At 70.8% G+C, this 17,164-nt stretch carries 12 protein-coding genes, 1 tRNA gene and 1 pseudogene; 6 read left to right on the forward strand and 8 right to left on the reverse strand.

Going from position 1 to position 17,164, the window contains the following annotated elements:
• The 3 genes and pseudogenes from Mam01_RS26075 to Mam01_RS26085 all read right to left on the reverse strand — a co-directional run.
• Window positions 1-448: pseudogene (locus tag Mam01_RS26075) on the reverse strand (trypsin-like serine peptidase); the annotation flags it as partial.
• A 740-nt stretch (window positions 449-1,188) separates the two neighbouring features.
• Window positions 1,189-2,838, reverse strand: a complete 1,650-nt coding sequence (locus Mam01_RS26080; RefSeq protein ID WP_204287832.1) for a trypsin-like serine peptidase — start codon at window positions 2,836-2,838, stop codon at window positions 1,189-1,191.
• Window positions 2,839-3,194: 356 nt separating this feature from the next.
• Complete coding sequence (locus tag Mam01_RS26085) at window positions 3,195-3,731, reverse strand: MarR family winged helix-turn-helix transcriptional regulator (RefSeq protein WP_182883299.1); 537 nt, start codon at window positions 3,729-3,731, stop codon at window positions 3,195-3,197.
• 83 nt (window positions 3,732-3,814) lie between these two features.
• Here Mam01_RS26085 and Mam01_RS26090 point away from each other — a divergent pair, with 83 nt between their 5' ends.
• Window positions 3,815-4,573 (forward strand): trans-aconitate 2-methyltransferase, encoded by a 759-nt coding sequence (locus Mam01_RS26090; protein ID WP_239101622.1) that lies wholly within the window; start codon window positions 3,815-3,817, stop codon window positions 4,571-4,573.
• A 204-nt stretch (window positions 4,574-4,777) separates the two neighbouring features.
• Window positions 4,778-6,238, forward strand: a complete 1,461-nt coding sequence (locus tag Mam01_RS26095) for a CYTH and CHAD domain-containing protein (protein WP_204287833.1) — start codon at window positions 4,778-4,780, stop codon at window positions 6,236-6,238.
• An 82-nt stretch (window positions 6,239-6,320) separates the two neighbouring features.
• Here the strand turns inward: Mam01_RS26095 and Mam01_RS26100 are convergent, their stop codons facing one another.
• From Mam01_RS26100 to Mam01_RS26115, 4 genes are all read right to left on the reverse strand, one after another.
• Window positions 6,321-7,202 (reverse strand): NUDIX hydrolase, encoded by an 882-nt coding sequence (locus tag Mam01_RS26100; protein WP_239101623.1) that lies wholly within the window; start codon window positions 7,200-7,202, stop codon window positions 6,321-6,323.
• 29 nt (window positions 7,203-7,231) lie between these two features.
• A complete protein-coding gene (locus Mam01_RS26105; protein ID WP_204287835.1) occupies window positions 7,232-9,328 on the reverse strand; it encodes an RNA degradosome polyphosphate kinase in 2,097 nt (698 codons plus the stop codon).
• 247 nt (window positions 9,329-9,575) lie between these two features.
• Entirely contained in the window at window positions 9,576-10,541 is a 966-nt protein-coding gene (locus Mam01_RS26110) for a TetR/AcrR family transcriptional regulator (protein WP_373868726.1), read from the reverse strand.
• Between the two features lie 160 nt (window positions 10,542-10,701).
• Entirely contained in the window at window positions 10,702-11,640 is a 939-nt protein-coding gene (locus Mam01_RS26115; protein WP_204287836.1) for an acyl-CoA desaturase, read from the reverse strand.
• Between the two features lie 361 nt (window positions 11,641-12,001).
• Between Mam01_RS26115 and Mam01_RS26120 the strand changes: the two genes are divergently transcribed.
• The 3 genes from Mam01_RS26120 to Mam01_RS26130 all read left to right on the forward strand — a co-directional run bounded on the left by Mam01_RS26120 (window position 12,002) and on the right by Mam01_RS26130 (window position 14,954).
• Window positions 12,002-12,072, forward strand: a tRNA-Gln gene (locus Mam01_RS26120).
• Window positions 12,073-12,249: 177 nt separating this feature from the next.
• Window positions 12,250-13,746, forward strand: a complete 1,497-nt coding sequence (gene glmU, locus Mam01_RS26125; RefSeq protein ID WP_204287837.1) for a bifunctional UDP-N-acetylglucosamine diphosphorylase/glucosamine-1-phosphate N-acetyltransferase GlmU — start codon at window positions 12,250-12,252, stop codon at window positions 13,744-13,746.
• 230 nt (window positions 13,747-13,976) lie between these two features.
• Entirely contained in the window at window positions 13,977-14,954 is a 978-nt protein-coding gene (locus Mam01_RS26130; RefSeq protein ID WP_150937556.1) for a ribose-phosphate diphosphokinase, read from the forward strand.
• Window positions 14,955-15,015: 61 nt separating this feature from the next.
• Here the strand turns inward: Mam01_RS26130 and trpS are convergent, their stop codons facing one another.
• Complete coding sequence (trpS, locus tag Mam01_RS26135) at window positions 15,016-16,104, reverse strand: tryptophan--tRNA ligase (protein ID WP_204287838.1); 1,089 nt, start codon at window positions 16,102-16,104, stop codon at window positions 15,016-15,018.
• Window positions 16,105-16,522: 418 nt separating this feature from the next.
• Between trpS and Mam01_RS26140 the strand changes: the two genes are divergently transcribed.
• Window positions 16,523-17,122: a 50S ribosomal protein L25/general stress protein Ctc gene (locus Mam01_RS26140; protein WP_204287839.1), complete on the forward strand. Its 600-nt coding sequence runs from the start codon at window positions 16,523-16,525 to the stop codon at window positions 17,120-17,122.
• Window positions 17,123-17,164: the final 42 nt, after the last annotated feature.

Raw genomic sequence — 17,164 nt, forward strand, 5'->3', positions numbered from 1 at the left:
CGGTGTCGTACACGCAGTGACCCGCGGTCGCGACCAGGTTGTGGTACTTCGACTGCACCGAGGTGGCCGAGCACCAGTGGGGGCGGTGGTCCGCGCCGATGAAGAACACCTTGCCCGTGGTCTTGGGCAGGTTCACGTTCTTCGACTTGGACGACGACTTCTTCTCGTCGCCGATCGCCGGGACGGTGCCGGGCTTGCTGTCCGCGGACGGCCCGCCCTTGGAGATGTGCTTGGCGGCGACCTTGGTCTCCACGCCGTACGGCTTGGCGTTGACGAGGTTGGCCTTGTTCTCGCCGTACCAGAACGCCGCGACCTGCTGGGCGGCCATGTTGCTGCTGGCCAGCGTGTCGTGGGAGATGTCGTTCCCGGCGTGGGCGGCCGGGGAGGCGACAACGGCGGAGGCCAGGAGGCCGGCCGCCATGCCACCGAGGGTGAGGGTGCGCTTCAAGAGGGTTCTCCCTTGGTCTGTCGTGGGGCGCCACCTGCGCCCCATGCGTCAGTAAAGGACTGATAAGCAAAGTTATAAGAGAAATCGGGAGGATCAACGGTGTTTGGGTGAGCGAACCATCGCACTCCGTGATCATCGGCCTCTTGGGGCCCTCTGACCGATTCTGAGATTTTGCTGTGTTTCGCCTGTTAGGAGTGTGAATCTTCGGCCGAATCCGGGGCTGCTCGCAAGATCCCTTAGGGCCGCTCAATGTGACCTAAATCACACCAAAGAGACGAAACCAGAAAGCATGGTGATCACGTCTGAGTTGCCTGCCGCCGTGACGGTGGGGTCTCGGCGCGGCTCGGGCCGTCCTGGAAGCGGTGTGCGGCGCCGCTGAGTCGCGACGAGCCTTGAGAGGGTCTCCGCACGGCAGGAGAAGCGCGTACGGCCGTCAGGCGCGCGCTCAGCGCGACCGGCGAGGAGCGGGCGCGCGAAAGGGAGGACGGCCGCCGAAGGAGACGCCCGAGACGACGGCGCAGATACCCGGAAGTGACGGTGTAGATGCCCGGAAGGGACGGTGTGGATGCCGCGAGGCGCGGTGGAGACGCCTGGAAGCGACGGCGGAGGCGCCTGGAAGCGACGGCGGAGGCGCCTGGAAGTGACGGCGGAGGCGCCGCGAAGGGCGGTGGAGATGCCGCCGGAAACACGAAAAGGGCCCGGCTGGATGCCGGGCCCCTTCGGGATCAGTCTGGGACAGATCAGACGATCTTGCCGGACCAGTTGCCGGCCGCGGCCTTGTAGACGCCGTAGGTCTCACCGTCGAAGTACGGGGAGACGCTGGTGTCGATCCGGTCGTTCTTGTCGGTGTCGGCGAGGCCGATGGTCACACCGTTCAGGTAACCGAGGCGACGGGCGCTCTTGTACTGCAGCAGCCAGGACGAACCGATGGCGCCCTCGCCCGTGAAGGAGGACTTGACGCCGACCAGCTCCTCGCCCTTGACCGCGGCGGCCGAGGCGGCGAAGGTCTTGCCGTAGCTCCACTTGAGGGTCGCACCCGAGAAGGCGTTGTTGCCGTCGGGGTGGTATCCGCTCGGGTAGCCGAAGACGAAGACCGAGCTGCCGATCTTCTGGTTGTAGGCCAGGCCCTGACCACCGACGTTGTCGCCGAGGCGGCCGACGTCCTTCAGGGTGATCAGCGGGCCGTGCCCGTGACCGCGCAGGCTGTTCACGTAGAAGGTCCGCTTGAAGTAGCGGTACTCCCGGCGCCCGGGCCAGCTGGGGGTGGGCGTCGCGGACGGGGAGGCCGAGGGCGTCACCGAGGGCGTCGCGCTGGGCGAAGGGGTGGGAGTCGCGCTCGCGGACGGGCTCGGCGAGGGGCGCCTGCCCACGAGGCCGGCGGGCGCCGCGTCGCGGTCGCCGTGGTCACCACGACCGTGGTGGTCGTCACCGTGGTGGTCGTCGCGACCACGCACTTCCTTGCGGAAGTACAGGGTCTTGCCGTCCTCGGTGTACCAGTCCCGGTTGCTGTCGTACTCGCGGCCGGTGATCTCCCTGGTCACGACGCTCGTGCCCTGGGCCCAGGGGCCGTTGCCCGTGAGGTCCTTGCCCCTGTTCTTGGCCTGGAACTCGCGGATGCTGATCTGGCGGACCAGCGTGCGGTCGTCGTGCCCGCGGCCACGACGCTCGTCGCGACCGTAACGGTCGTCACGGCCGTGGTGGTCGTCGCGCCCGTGGTGGTCGTCACGGCCGTGGTGGTCGTCACGGCCGTAGCCGTCGTCGACCACGGTGGGAAGCACGCCGTTGTACACGGTGACGAACGCGTAGTCGCGGTCGCCGTCCTCGTAGACGTCGTAGTCGTAGTGGGTGTAGGCCGTCTTGCCGACGTAGATGCCCCACGGGGTCTTGCCCTGGTAGTAACCCGGGACGAACACCCAGCGGTCCAGCGTCGCGCGGTTCGACTCGGTGTCGTACACGCAGTGCCCGGCCGTGGCGACCAGGTTGTGGTACGACGACTGCACCGAGGTCGCGGTGCACCAGTGCGGCCTGTGGTCGGCGCCGATGAAGAACACCTTGCCCGTGGTCTTGGGCAGGTTCACGTTCTTCGACTTGGACGTCGACTTCTTCTCGTCGCCGATCGCCGGCACGATGCCGGGCTTGCTGTCCGCGGACGGCCCGCCCTTGGACACGTGCTTGGCGACGACCTTGGTCTCCACGCCGTACGGCGTGGCGTTGATCAGGTTCGCCTTGTTCTCGCCGTACCAGAACGCCGCGACTTCCTTGGCGGCCAGGTTGGTCCCGGCCAGAGTGGCGGCGCGGTGGTCGGAGCCGGCATGAGCGGCGGGGGAGGCGACGACGGCGGAGGCCAGCAGGCCGGCCGCGACGCCACCGAGAGCGAGCGTGCGCTTCAAGGGGAAACTCCCTGGTCTGTCGTGAGGCGTCACCTGCGCCCCAAGCGTCAGTAAAGGAACGAAATGGAAAGGTATCTGAGAGAATCCTGGGAAAGGGGGTATTTCGCCTGACCAGATTGCGGGGGTCGCGGCACCGCGTCGGCGGCCGGAGGGCTCTGGCGTGGTCGTTTCCGCTGATCATGACGGGTGGATCCCCCTCGTTATCACGCTGGGTGATGGATCGGTCCAGCTATGGATGTGACAAACATCACACCTGGCGATGAAACCGGTTGTCGCTCACAACTCGTCCGAGATTGCCGCGCCGACACCTCGGGCCGGCGCCCAAGGGGAACGGGTGCCGCCTGAACGGGTGCCGCCTAGCGGAGCCCGTTGTCGAGCGCGTCCGAGGGGGCGTCGAAGGGCACGAGAAGCGTGCGCAGCAGCCGGGCGAGGGCCTGCTGCTCGTGCTGGTCGAGCCCGGCCAGCAGTTCGCGCTCGCGTCGCAGCAGGTCGGCGAACGCGGCGTCGACCCGGTCCATGCCGGCGCGGGTGAGGCGCACCAGCACGCCGCGCCGGTCCTCGGGGTCGGGGCGCCGGGTGACCAGCCCGGCGGCGGCGAGCCGGTCGATGCGGTTCGTCATCGTGCCCGATGTCACCAGGGTGGCGCGCAGCAGCGCGCCGGGGCTCAGTTCGTACGGCTCGCCGGAGCGGCGGAGCGCCGTCAGCACGTCGAACTCCCACGACTCGATGTCGTGGGAGGCGAAGGCGGCCCGGCGCTCACGCTCGAGGTGCCGGCTCAGGCGGGAGACCCGGCTGAGCACCTCAAGCGGTGTCACGTCCAGGTCCGGGCGCTCCTGCTTCCAGGCCGCGACCAGCCGGTCCACCTCGTCTTCGGCGGGCCTCGAGAAGGTCATGCGCCGAGTCTAGCTTTTCTTGACATCGAGATATCTCGCGCGATATCGAGTATCTCGACATCAAGATAATCGAGGAGGCGAGCATGCCTGGGGACATCTGGGACCCGGAGGTCTACGAGCGCTACGCGGCCGAACGCGGGAGGCCCTTCCACGAACTCGTGAGCCGGATCGACGCGCGGTCGCCCGGGTACGTCGTCGATCTCGGCTGCGGCACCGGGGAGCTCACGGCGACGCTCCTCGCCCGGTGGCCCGGCGCGCTGGTCCACGGAGTGGACGCCTCACCCGCGATGATCGGCAGGGCGCCGGCGGGCCTCGGCTTCGAGGTGGCCGACGTACGCGACTGGCGTCCGTCGCGGCCGGTCGACGTGATCGTCTCGAACGCGCTCCTGCAGTGGCTCCCCGAGCGCCGCGACCTGCTGCGCCGGTGGCGGGACTGGCTGGCCGACGACGGGTGGCTCGCCTTCCAGATGCCCGGCAACTTCGACGCGCCGAGCCACGCCGTCGTGCGCGAGCTGTGCCGTACGACCTGGCGGGCCGAGCTGGGCGACGTGCCGCGCGGGACGACGGTGGGGGAGCCCGAGGAGTACGTGGACCTGCTCGCCGGTCTCGGCCTCACGGTGGACGCCTGGGAGACCACCTATGTCCACGTCCTGCGGGGGGAGGACCCGGTGCTGAACTGGGTCAAGGGCACGGCGCTGCGGCCGATGCTCGACCGGCTGCCGCCCGAGCGGCACGCCGCCTTCCTCGCCGACTGCGCGCGGGCCCTGCGGGAGGCCTACCCGCCCCGGCCGTACGGCACCCTCTTCCCCTTCCGCCGCATCTTCGCCGTCGCCCACTCATGAACTCACCCGGAGGGGGAACCGAGCGATCCGGAGGGGCGCGCCGCCGATCTGGACTGAGGAGCGAGGAACGAGCGACGAGGGCTGTGTTCTTCGCGCGCCTCCGGCACGACCGGGCGGGTGTGAGCGCCCCGATGGTGAGCGGGAAACACTGTTCATTTTGGCGTGGCAGTATGACGGCCCGACCGGGAGGCACTTGGGGGAACGGTGGCGCTTGAGATCGAGGACAAGTTCGACGTACAGGAAGACTTCGCCCTGCCCGACCTGGGCGGAGTGCCGGGATGCGCGCGGGTGGCCGAACCGCTGTCACACCGGCTGACCGCGGTCTACTTCGACACTCCCGATCTGCGCCTGGCCGCCCGGGGCGTCACGCTGCGGCGCCGGCGCGGCGGGGACGACGAGGGCTGGCACCTCAAGCTGCCCAAGGCCGCGGGCGCCCGCGAGGAGATCACCCGGCCGCTCACCCGCAGTGCGAAGACCGTCCCCGCCGAGCTGGCGAGCCTCGTCCTGGCGTACACGCGGGGCGCCCCGCTGGAGCCGGTGGCCCAGCTGGAGACCCGCCGTTCCATCGCGCTGCTGCTCGGACCCGAGGACGCTCCGCTCGTGGAGGTCGCCGACGACCGGGTCAAGGGCACCGTCCTCGGCGACGAGCCGGTGGTGCGGCGCTGGCGGGAGGTCGAGGCCGAGATCAAGGAGGGCGACGCCGAGATCCTCAAGAAGGTGGGCAAGCGGCTGCGTAAGGCGGGCGCCGCCCCCTCGGCCAGCGGGAGCAAGCTCGCACGGGTCCTCGGCGACCGGCTCCCCGCTCCGCGCCCGGCGACCCGGCCCGAGCCGGGCTCCGTCGGCGAGGTCGTCGTCGGCTACCTCCGCGCCCAGGTCGCCGCGCTCGCCGCCCAGGACCCCCGCGTACGGCTCGCCGGGGAGGACGCCGTGCACCAGGCGAGGGTGGCCTGCCGCCGGCTGCGCAGCGCGCTCAAGGCGTTCAAGCGGATCGTCGTGGAGACCGAATCCGTGCAGGAGGAGCTGAAGTGGCTCGGCGAGGTGCTGGGCGAGGCACGTGACCTGGAGGTCATGCGGGCACGCTTCGCCGGCCGTCTCGACGCGGTCGACCCCCGGCTCGTCACCGGCGAGGCGCGCCGCAGGCTGGGTGACGACCTGCTGGCCAGGGAACACGACGCGTACGACCGCATCCGGGCCGCGCTCAGCGGCGAGCGTTACTTCGCGCTGCTCGACGCCCTCGACGCGCTGGCGGCCGACCCGCCGCTGACGGCGGCGGCGGGCAGGGACGCGGCCACGGCCCTGCCGAAGATCGTGGACAGGAACTGGCGGCGGGTGGTGGACGCCTACGACGCGGCCGGGCGCGCGGAGGAGGGCGAGGAGCGCGAGACGGCCATGCACGAGGTGCGCAAGGCCGCCAAGCGCGCCCGCTACACCGCGGAGGCGGCCGGCATGTCCGGGCCGGCCAAGCGGGCCAAGCAGGTGCAGACGGTGCTCGGCCGGCACCAGGACGGCGTGGTCGCCCAGGACACGCTTCTGGAGGAGGCCGCCCGGGCGCGGGAGGCCGGGGAGGACACTTTCACCTACGGCGTGCTCGCGGGCGTCGAGAGCGCCGAGGCGGCCCGCGCCCACGAGGAGTTCCCCGCCGTGTGGGCGTCCGTCACCGGATGACCCGCCGGCCCACGCGCCGCGTCTCCACGGCCACCGCGGCCGGTTCACGGTTGACGCGCCAGGCGCCCGCCTCGCCGGCCGGTCAGGTCACGTAGCGCTCCAGTGTGACCGCCTGACCGGCCGCGTGGTGGAGGACGGCGAAGCCGCCCTTGGCGATGGCGAGGTCGGCGGACCGCGCCCGGTGCAGCGCCTCGCCCGCCGTGCCCAGCAGCGCGGGCAGCACCTTGCCGTGGCTGCACAGCACCGCCGCCTCCGCCGCGGCGAGCGACTCGCGCACCAGGCGTTCCGCCTCGCGGGGGTCGTAGCCGCTCTCCGACAGTGCCTTCTCCTTACGCACCTCCAGGCCGCGCCGTTCCGCGTACGGCCCGATCGTCTGCGTGCAGCGCCTGGCGTGCGAGCTGACGAGCCGTTCCGGCCGGTACGCCCCGAGCACCGCGGCCAGGATCTCGGCTTGGGCGCGACCCCGCTCGTCCAGCGGGCGGTGGTCGTCGTCGCCCTTCCACTCCTGCCGGGAGCCCGCCAGCGCGTGCCGCAGGAAGATCAGCGGGGTGGTCGTGAGCGGTGCGGCGCGGACGGCCCGCAGCAGGCGCCTGTCCCATCGATAGGTGAGGCGCCGCACCGCCTCCTCGATCGGCAGCCAGACGACCTCGTCGACCTCCTTGTCGATCACGGGGCCGTCGCCGCCCGCCGCCCGCCCGTCACCGGGGTCGCGGGCGAGCCAGTAGTCCACCCGCTTGAGCCGGCCGTCCTTCAGGTAGTGCACCGGCGGGAGCGCGCGGCCGAGCACGACCCGCAGGCCGGTCTCCTCCCGCACCTCGCGCAGCGCCGCGGCGATCACGTGCTCGCCGTGCTTGAGCTTGCCCTTGGGCAGGCTCCAGTCGTCGTACGCCGGCCGGTGGACGAGCGCGATCTCCGGATCGGCCTCCTCGCCCCGCCAGACGACCGCCCCCGCTGCTCTGATCACTCGTGCCGCCCTGATCACCGCGCCGAACATCACTCGGCCCCGTCGTCCACGGTCCGCCAGCGGCGGCTCGCGATCAGGTGGTGCTGGAGGTCGGTCTCGCCCCGGTGGCGCAGCCACTTGCCGTCGGAGTGCAGCGTCCAGGCGGTGGTGGTGTCCTCGAACGCCAGGTCGAGCAGGTGGGCGAGATACCTGCGGTGCTCCGGGCTGGTGACCTTGACCAGCGCCTCGACCCGCCGGTCCAGGTTGCGGCGCATCAGGTCGGCGCTGCCGATCCAGATCTCCGGCCGGCGTCCCCCGCCGAACTCGAACACGCGGGAGTGTTCCAGGAAGCGGCCGAGCACGCTGCGCACGCGGATGGTCTCCGACAGGCCCGGCAGGCCCGGGCGGAGCGTGCAGATGCCGCGGACCCACAGGTCCACCGGCACGCCCGCCTGCGACGCGCGGTACAACGCGTCGATGACCGGCTCGTCCACCATCGAGTTCGTCTTGATCCGGATGCGGGCCGTGCGGCCGGCCTCGCGATGGGCGATCTCCTGCTCGATCCGGTCGAGCAGACCCTGGCGCAGCGAGTCGGGCGCGACCAGCAGCCTGCGGTAGTCGGACTGGTGGGAGTAGCCGGTCAGGTGGATGAACAGGTCGGTCACGTCCTCGCCGACCTGCGGGTCGGCGGTGAGCAGGCCGAAGTCCTCGTACTGCCGGGCCGTCTTCGGGTTGTAGTTGCCGGTGCCGATGTGGCAGTAGCGCCGCAGTTCGCCGCCCGCCTCCTGGCGGACCACCATGGCGAGCTTGCAGTGCGTCTTGAGGCCGAGCACGCCGTAGACCACGTGGCACCCGGCCGTCTCCAGCTTGCGGGCCCAGGAGATGTTCGCGTGCTCGTCGAACCTCGCCTTGATCTCCACCACGACCACGACCTGCTTGCCCGCCTCGGCCGCGTCGATCAGCGCGTCCACGACGGGCGAGTCGCCGCTGGTGCGGTAGAGCGTCTGCTTGATGGCCAGCACGTCCGGGTCGGCCGCCGCGTCCTCCACGAACCGCTGCACGCTCGTCGCGAACGAGTCGTACGGGTGGTGCACCAGGATGTCGCGCTCCCGCAGGGTGGCGAACAGGTCGTCCTCGGCGCTCACCGCCTCCGCCGGGACGAACGGCCGGAAGTGGAGCTCCGGGCGGTCGAGGTCGGCGATGGCGTGCAGCCCGGTGAGGTCCAGCGGGCCGGGCAGCCGGTAGATCTCGTGGTCGCCCACCCCCAGCTCGTCGACCAGCAGATCGAGCACCTCGGGAGTGATGGTGTCCTCGACCTCCAGCCGCACCGGCGGCCCGAACCTGCGCCGCAGCAGCTCGCGCTCCAGCGCCTTCATCAGGTTCTCCGTGACGTCCTCGTCGACCTCCAGGTCCTCGTTCCTGGTGACCCGGAAGACGTGGTGCTGCACCACCTGCATGCCCTTGAACAGCTCGCCCAGATGCGCCGCGATCACGTCCTCCAGCGGGACGAACCGGTCCTTCGACGCGTTCACGAAGCGGGGGAGCTGCGAGGGCACCTTCACCCGCGCGAACACCGTGTGGCCCGTCACCGGGTTGCGCACGGTGACCGCCAGGTTCAGCGAGAGCCCCGAGATGTACGGGAACGGGTGGGCCGGATCGACGGCCAGCGGCGTCAGGACCGGCCGGATCCGATCGCGGAAGAGCTTGCGCAGCGCCGTCCGCTCCTCCCGGGCGAGGTCCTCCCAGCGGACGATCGCGATGCCCTCCTCGGCCAGCTCCGGGCAGATCCGGTCGTGGAAGACCGCCGCGTGCCTGCGGGCGAGGTCGTCGGCGACCGACGCTATCCGGGTCAGCGCCTCGCTCGGCTTCAGCCCGCCCGGCGTCCGCAGCAGCAGCCCGGTCGCCATCCGCCGTTTCAGCCCGGCCACCCGTACGCGGAAGAACTCGTCGAGGTTGCTCGCGAAGATGGCGAGGAACCGCACACGTTCGAGCAGCGGCACCGACGAGTCCTCGGCGAGCTCCAGGACCCGTTCGTTGAAGAGGAGCCAGCTCTCCTCACGGTTGAGGAACCGGTCGTTCGGCAAGGGGGCGGGCACGGGGAGGTCGGCCTCCTCCGGCGCAGGTGAGGGGGAGCTTTGGGCGGACATATAACGAAATATGCCCCACAACATTGAACGGAACGTTAACTTCGCAGCAACGAAACCGTCAGGCTGGTTCACCCCCGCCGGTCACCTTGCCCGCGGTATCGCGGGCCGTCCCGCCAGTGGTCACCGGGGTGGAGGGAGCGGAGCGGAAGGGAGCGAGGACCGCAGCGAAGGCCCAGCGAAGCGGGCTTCGCGAGGACCGGAGGTTCCTTCCGGCGCAGTGACCCGCCCGGCCACGGCTCGTGGACACCTAGCGCTGCTCGCGTTCCCTGGTCTTCTCCAGCTCGCGCTGGCGGCGTTCGAGCTCCTTGGCCCGTTCACGTAGCTCGCGTTCGCGGGCCTTCTCCTGCTCCCGCCGGAGCTTCTCCTGCTCCTTGAGCTGCCGTTCGAGCTCCTTGGCGCGCTCGCGCTGCTCACGTTCCTTGAGCTTCTCCAGCTCGCGCTGACGGCGTTCGAGCAGCCTGGCGCGTTCGCGTTGCTCGCGTTCGCGGGCCTTCTCCTGCTCGCGGCGAAGCTTCTCCTGCTCCTTCGCCTCGCGCTCGGTGGGCCGCGGCGTACGGGACTCGGCAGAGGGGGTCAGGACCAGCCCGCGGGTCGCGCCGGTGAGCCCGGGGTCGGAGTCGAGGCCCTTCAGGCCGTTCCACGACAGGTTGACCAGGTGCGCGGCGACCTCCTCGCGGCGCGGCGTGCGCACGTCGAGCCACCACTGGCCGGTGAGAGCGGTCATCCCCACGAGCATCTGCGCGTACATCGGCGCGAACTTGGGGTCGTAGCCGCGTTCCCTGAACTCGTCCGCGAGCACGTCCTCGACCTGGCTCGCGATGTCGCTGATCAGGCTGGCGAAGGTGCCCGTCCCCGACGCGGCGTGGGAGTCGCGGACCAGGATGCGGAAGCCCTCGCTGCTCTCCTCGATGTACTGGAGAAGGGCGAGCGCGGCGCGCTCCAGCTTGACGCGGGCGTGCGAGGCCGACAGCGCCTGGGTGACCAGGCTCAGCAGGCGCTGCATCTCCCGGTCGATCACGACGGCGTAGATGCCCTCCTTGCCGCCGAAGTGCTCGTAGACCACGGGCTTGGAGACCTTGGCGCTGGCCGCGATCTCCTCGACCGACGTGCCGTCGAAGCCCTTGTCCGCGAACAGGGCCCGGCCGACCTGGATCAGCTGCTCGCGCCGCTCCGCGCCGGTCATGCGTCTTCGAGTTCGGGAGGACTCGCTCACAGGTTCCATGATGGCGGTTGCCCCGGCCGGAGCCCGGCCCGGGACGGGTAAGGGGAGCGGCGCCGTCGAGGGCGCCGGTGCGGACGTCAGCGGAGAGAGGGTGGGGGACAGGGCCGCCGCGTGTGCGAAAGCGGCCCCGCCATCCGCGCCGACGGGGGCGTCAGGCAATGCGCTTCGCCGCCAGCCGCTCCGGTGTCGGCCAGCGCACGTCACGGGCCCAGCCGGCCTTCTCGAACCAGCGGATGAGGCCGGCGCTCAGGTCGATCTGGCCCTTCAGCGCGCCGTGCCGGGCGCAGGTGGGGTCCGAGTGGTGCAGGTTGTGCCACGACTCGCCGAACGAGGGGATCGCCAGCCACCACACGTTGCGGGACTTGTCACGCGACTCGAAGACCTCCTCGCCGAACACGTGGCAGATGGAGTTGATCGACCAGGTGACGTGGTGCAGCAGGCCGATCCGGATCACCGTGCCCCAGAAGAACGCGGTCACCGCGCCCTGCCAGGACCACGTGATCAGGCCACCCAGGATCGCCGGGAGCAGCAGGGAGGTGATCGCCAGGGCCGGGAAGGCCCGGTGCAGCTTCATCACGTCCGGGTCCTTCATCAGGTCCGGGGCGTACTTGGCGCGGTTGACCCGCTCCGACTCGAACAGCCAGCCGATGTGGGCGTAGAGCAGGCCCTTGCACATGGACTTGAAGCCGGGGCCGAAGCGCCACGGCGAGTGCGGGTCGCCGTCCTTGTCGGAGAACTTGTGGTGCTTGCGGTGGGCGGCCACCCAGTCGAGGACGGACATCTCCAGCGAGAGGCTGCCGGCGATGCCGAGGGCGATCTTCAGCGGCCGGTTCGCCTTGAACGATCCGTGCGTGAAGTAGCGGTGGTATCCGACGGTGACGCCGAGGCCGGACACGACGTAGAACACCCCGGCGATCGCGAGGTCGGTCCAGCCGAGGCCCCAGCCCCAGGCGAAGGGCACCGCGGCGAAGACCGCCAGGATCGGCGCGCCGACGACGATCGCGAAGACAACCAAGTCGGCCTTGCTCTTGTCCTGCGGTTCGAAGTCCGGCTTCGGCTGTGGTGCGGCGCGGTCGGTGACGACGGTCATGGGCTACCTCACGGGTGTTGGGAAGATTGTCTAGCTACGCGACCGTAACTTACGCCATCGTAAGTTAGGAACCCCTAAGAGCGAATGTGTGGAAGGTGACGCGCGGGGCCACATCTGGTGGCGAATCCACGTCTTGCACCAACTCTCGGCAATCTGGTAATGCCTGACGCCCCACATCAGAGGCTCGTCGCCGGCCGCGCGAGGTCCACGGCGACCTGCCCGAAATGTGGCTTAACTAACATCGCGGCCCGTTGTCGTGGGCGTCCGGCTCGTTTTGGGGGCGCGCGTGAGGGGTCGGCTCTGTATCCTGAGGTCGGATTCCGGCTCCTGCCGGAATCCGACAAATGGGACTTTGGCCCATTCCCGGGTCGTCTAGGGGCAAGACTACAGATTTTGGTTCTGTCAACGGAGGTTCGAATCCTCCCCCGGGAGCCTGTCCGTCCGTCCGTCGTGCGCCCCGGGGGGCCTGGTTCCCGTCCGGGGGACGGCAGGTAAGCTCACCTTGTCGAGCGGGTGACCGTGCGGTTCCTGGGTAGTGGACGCGTGGAAGCCGCAGCCGATCCCGCACCGTTTCGTGTAGTAGCCGCGACGCCGAGGGAGCCTCAGTCCGTGAGTGTGCCGCGCCCGGCAGCCGTGATCGTCCTCGCCGCCGGCGAGGGCACCCGGATGAAGTCGAAAACCCCCAAGGTCCTCCACGAGGTCTGTGGCCGGACGCTGGTCGGCCACATGCTCGCCGCCGCGCGCGGCCTCACCCCCGAACGGCTGGTCGTCGTCATCGGCCACGCCCGGGAACAGGTCGGCGCGCACCTGGCCGAGACCGCGCCGGACGCCCGCCTGGTCGTGCAGGAGAAGCGGAACGGCACCGGCCACGCCGTGCGCACCGCCCTGGAGGCCGAGGGCCCGATCGAGGGCACCATCCTGGTGACGTACGGCGACACGCCGCTGCTGCGCGCCGAGACTCTGGCAGCCCTGTTGGAGCGGCACGCCGCCGACGCGAACGCCGTCACCGTGCTGACCGCCGAGGTCCCCGACCCCACCGGGTACGGACGCATCGTGCGCGACGGGGACGGCGCGGTGCTGGAGATCGTCGAGGAGAAGGACGCGTCCCCCGAGCAGCGCGCGATCACCGAGATGAACTCGGGCGTGTACGCCTTCGACGGCGCGCTGCTGGCCGACGGCCTGCGACGGATCGGCGCCGCCAACGCCCAGGGCGAGGAGTATCTGACCGACGTGCTGGCCATCCTCCGGGAGGACGGCCACCGGGTGGGCGCCTGCGTCGCCGCCGACCACGCGGAGGTCGAGGGCGTCAACGACCGCGTCCAGCTCGCCTTCGTGCGGCGGGTGCTCAACGACCGCATCCTGGAGACGCACATGCGCGCCGGGGTCACCGTCGTCGACCCGGCCGGCACGTGGGTCGACGCCGGAGTCGTCATGGAACCCGACGTCGTGATCCATCCCGGCACCCAGCTCAGGGGCGCCACGAGGGTCCGGGCGGGAGCCGAGGTGGGGCCGGGCAGCACGCTGACCGACACCGTCGTCGGCGAGGACGCCGTCGTACGCAACACCGTGGCCGACGGCGCGGAGATCGGCGCCGGCGCCACCGTGGGCCCGTTCGCGTACCTGCGCCCCGGCACCGTGCTCGGCCGCGGCGGCAAGATCGGCGCGTATGTCGAGACCAAGAACGCGCGCATCGGCGAGGGCTCGAAGGTCCCCCACCTCACCTACGTCGGCGACGCGACGATCGGCGCCGGCTCGAACATCGGCGCCGCCTGCGTCTTCGTCAACTACGACGGCGTCGGCAAGCACCACACCGTCGTGGGCGACCACGTCCGCGTGGGCAGCGACAACATGCTCGTCGCCCCGGTCACGATCGGCGACGGCGCCTACACGGCCGCCGGCTCGGTGATCACGTCCGACGTCCCGCCCGGGGCGATGGCGGTCGCCCGTGGCCGGCAGCGCAACATCGAGGGCTGGGTGGCCCGCCGCAGGGCCGGCACCCCGTCCGACGAGGCGGCCCGGCGGGCGCTGGCCGCCCCCGAGACCGCCCCCGAGACCGCTGCGGAGGGCACGCCCGGGGTGAACGGCGCGGACCCCGCCGCGCGGTGAGGACCACCCACGGCGCGCGCCCCAGCGCGCCGTGCGGGGACAGGAAGAGTACGAGGCGCGGTCCGACCGCGTAGCGCCGAAGGGCCAGGCCAGGAGGACACCGTGACCGACCACATCGACGGGGCGAAGGGGTTCGCGGGCCCCGGGCGACGCGAGGCCACCGCGGACCGGCAGGCCCGGCCACAGCAGGCGTGGCACGGCCGACAGGCTCGACACGCGAGGAGCGCGGCATGAGCGGCAAGAAGACGACCGGCGAGCGGAACCTCATGTTCTTCTCCGGCCGGGCCCACCCCGAGCTCGCCGAGGAGGTCGCGAACGCCCTCGGTGTCGAGATCACGCCGACCGCGCTGCGCGACTTCGCCAACGGTGAGATCTACGTGCGCTACCTGGAGTCGGTGCGCGGCTGCGACGCCTTCGTGATCCAGAGCCACACCGCGCCGATCAACCAGTGGATCATGGAACAGCTGATCATGGTGGACGCGCTCAAGCGGGCCTCGGCCAAGCGGGTCACCGTGATCATGCCGTTCTACGGCTACGCCCGCCAGGACAAGAAGGGCCGTGGCCGCGAGCCGATCACCGCCCGGCTGGTGGCCGACATGTTCAAGCAGGCGGGCGCCGACCGGATGATGTCCATCGACCTGCACACCTCGCAGATCCAGGGCTTCTTCGACGGCCCGGTCGATCACCTGTTCGCGATGCCCGTGCTGATCAACTACCTGCGCGGCAAGCTCGACCCGGCGACGACCACGATCGTCTCGCCCGACACCGGGCGCGTACGGCTCGCCGAGCGCTGGTCCGACACCCTGGGCACCCCGGTGGCATTCATCCACAAGCGGCGCGACCTCGACGTGGCGAACCAGGTGAAGGTGCACGAGGTGGTCGGCAAGGTCCACGGCCGGACCTGCGTGCTGATCGACGACATGATCGACACCGGTGGCTCCATCTGCAAGGCCGCCGACGCGCTGTACGAGCACGGCGCGACCGACGTCATCGTGGCCGCCACCCACGCGGTGTTCTCCGGGCCCGCCGTGGACCGCCTGAAGAACTCCCGGATCTCCGAGGTGGTCGTGACCAACACGCTGCCCATCGAGGAGGAGAAGAGGTTCGACAGCCTCACGGTGATGTCGATCGCCCCGCTGATCGCCCGGGCCATCACCGAGGTCTTCACCGACGGCTCCGTCACCAGCCTCTTCGAGGGCGACGCCTGATCCGTTCCGGCGCCTGATCCGGCCCGGGCCCCCGGACGCATCCAGGGGCCCGGGACCGGCTCTAGTAGAGGGCGCCCATCGCCGTACGGACCTCCGCGAGGGTCGCGTCGGCGACGGCGGCGGCGCGCGCGTTGCCGTCGCGGAGCACCCGGCGGACGTGGCCGCGGTCTCCGGCGAGCTCGGCCCGCCGCGCCCGCAGCGGCGCGAAGTGGTCGTTGATCGCGTCCGTGACCAGCGCCTTCAGCGCGGCGGCCCCCCGGCCGCCGATCTCGGCGGCCACCTCGTGCGGGTCCCGGCCGAGGCACAGCGCGGCCAGGAGGACCAGGCTGGACACCTCGGGCCGGGCGGCCGGGTCGTAGGTGATGTGGCGGTCCGCGTCGGTCTTCGCGCCGCGGATCAGCCGGGCGGTCTCGTCGGCGGTGGCGGCCAGGGCGACGGCGTTGCCCCGGCTCTTGCTCATCTTGGCGCCGTCGGTGCCGAGCAGCAGCGGCGCCGCGGACAGCAGGGCCTCGGGCTCGGGGAAGACCGGGTTCGCGGGGGAGCCGTAGCGGTGGTTGAAGCGGCGCGCGATGATGCGCGCCACCTCCAGGTGGGGGAGCTGGTCCTGCCCGACCGGGACGATCCCGGCCTTGCAGAACAGGATGTCGGCGGCCTGGTGCACGGGATAGGTGAACATCAGCCCGCTCACCGCCGACTGTCGCGAGTGGGCGATCTCGTCCTTGACCGTGGGGTTGCGGCCCAGCTCCGCGACCGAGACCAGGCTGAGGAACGGCAGGAGCAGCTGGTTGAGCGCGGGCACGGCGCTGTGCGTGAAGATCGTGGCCCGGTCGGGGTCGAGGCCCGCGGCCAGGTAGTCGAGCACCAGGTCCTCCACGCGCTCGGTGAGCCGGTCGGCGACGTCCCGGTCGGTCAGGACCTGGTAGTCCGCGACGAGCACCATCATCTCCACGCCCAGGTTCTGCAGGCGGACGCGGTTCTGCAGGGTGCCGAAGTAGTGTCCCAGATGTAGTCGTCCGGTCGGCCGGTCCCCGGTCAGCGCCCGGAACGTGCCGGGCCGCTCCCGTATCGATCTCTCCAGCTCGGCGCTGCGCCGTCGTGCGCCCGCCACGCCGAGGTCGTCGGACGGGCTGATCTCCAGAGTGGTCGTCATGTGATTTCTCCCTTGGCAGGTGGTCCGCCGCCGACGGCGACCCCTCGTCCAGGGAGCACGAAAAAGGGCCGTCCATCCGAACGGCCCGGTCGTACGCGTGAGATGGCCGCTCCTATCCGGAGCGCCACCAGCCCTGACACGACGTACGTTGCATGCCGCCAGTGTAACGGCCACCCGGCCACCGCATAAGAGGGACCGAGCGAGCCGGAGGGGCGCGCCGCCGGTCTGGACTGAGGAGCGAGGAACGAGCGACGAGGGCTATGTTGCCGGCGCGCCTCCGGCACGACCAGGCGGACGTGAGCGCCCCGACGAGCGACGCGGGAGACACGGTAGGCTGTGAGGGTTGCGCTCGTAACGCCTTCCGCTAGGGCGGGTGAGGGGGAGCGCGTCATCCGTCGACATCCCTAGGAGATGTGCCGTGTCCGAAGTACGCATCGCCGCCGAGCTCCGTGACGAGTTCGGCAAGGGCGCCGCCCGCAAGATCCGCCGGGCGAACAAGGTCCCCGCCGTTCTCTACGGCCACGGCACCGAGCCCAAGCACCTGACCCTCCCCGGCCACGAGCTGCTGCTCGCGCTGCGCACGCCCAACGTGCTCATCCGCCTGCACGGTGAGGGCGTGGACGAGATCGCGCTGCCCAAGGGTGTCCAGCGCGACCCGATCAAGGGCTTCCTGGAGCACGTCGACCTGCTCCTGGTCAAGCGGGGCGAGAAGGTCGTCGTCGAGATCCCGGTCACCGTCGTCGGCACGACGAACGGCAGCGCCATCGTCGACCAGCCGCTGAACACGCTCTCGGTCGAGGCGGAGGCGACCCACATCCCGACCGGCGTCGAGATCGACGTGGACGGCAAGGAGGAGGGCTACGTGGTGCACGCGGCCGACCTGAAGCTGCCGGAGGGCACCACGCTGGCCGGCGACCCCGAGGCCCTGGTGCTGCAGGTGATCGCCGCTCCGTCGGCCGGGCTGCCCGAGGAGGGCGAGGCCGCCGCCGAGGGCGAGACCGCCGAGGCCGCCGAGTAGGACCGATTCGTGAGAGAGTCCTCCGCGGGGTGTCCCGCGGAG

Source organism: Microbispora amethystogenes (genome assembly GCF_016863015.1).
GTDB classification, from domain to species: domain Bacteria; phylum Actinomycetota; class Actinomycetes; order Streptosporangiales; family Streptosporangiaceae; genus Microbispora; species Microbispora amethystogenes.

Excerpts from the sequence above, each read along its gene's own strand:
- Mam01_RS26115 (WP_204287836.1), bottom strand. The coding sequence starts at position 11,640 with ATGACCGTCGTCACCGACCGCGCCGCACCACAGCCGAAGCCGGACTTC.
- Mam01_RS26090 (WP_239101622.1), top strand. The coding sequence starts at position 3,815 with ATGCCTGGGGACATCTGGGACCCGGAGGTCTACGAGCGCTACGCGGCC.
- Mam01_RS26085 (WP_182883299.1), bottom strand. The coding sequence starts at position 3,731 with ATGACCTTCTCGAGGCCCGCCGAAGACGAGGTGGACCGGCTGGTCGCG.
- trpS (WP_204287838.1), bottom strand. The coding sequence starts at position 16,104 with ATGACGACCACTCTGGAGATCAGCCCGTCCGACGACCTCGGCGTGGCG.
- Mam01_RS26130 (WP_150937556.1), top strand. The coding sequence starts at position 13,977 with ATGAGCGGCAAGAAGACGACCGGCGAGCGGAACCTCATGTTCTTCTCC.
- Mam01_RS26105 (WP_204287835.1), bottom strand. The coding sequence starts at position 9,328 with ATGTCCGCCCAAAGCTCCCCCTCACCTGCGCCGGAGGAGGCCGACCTC.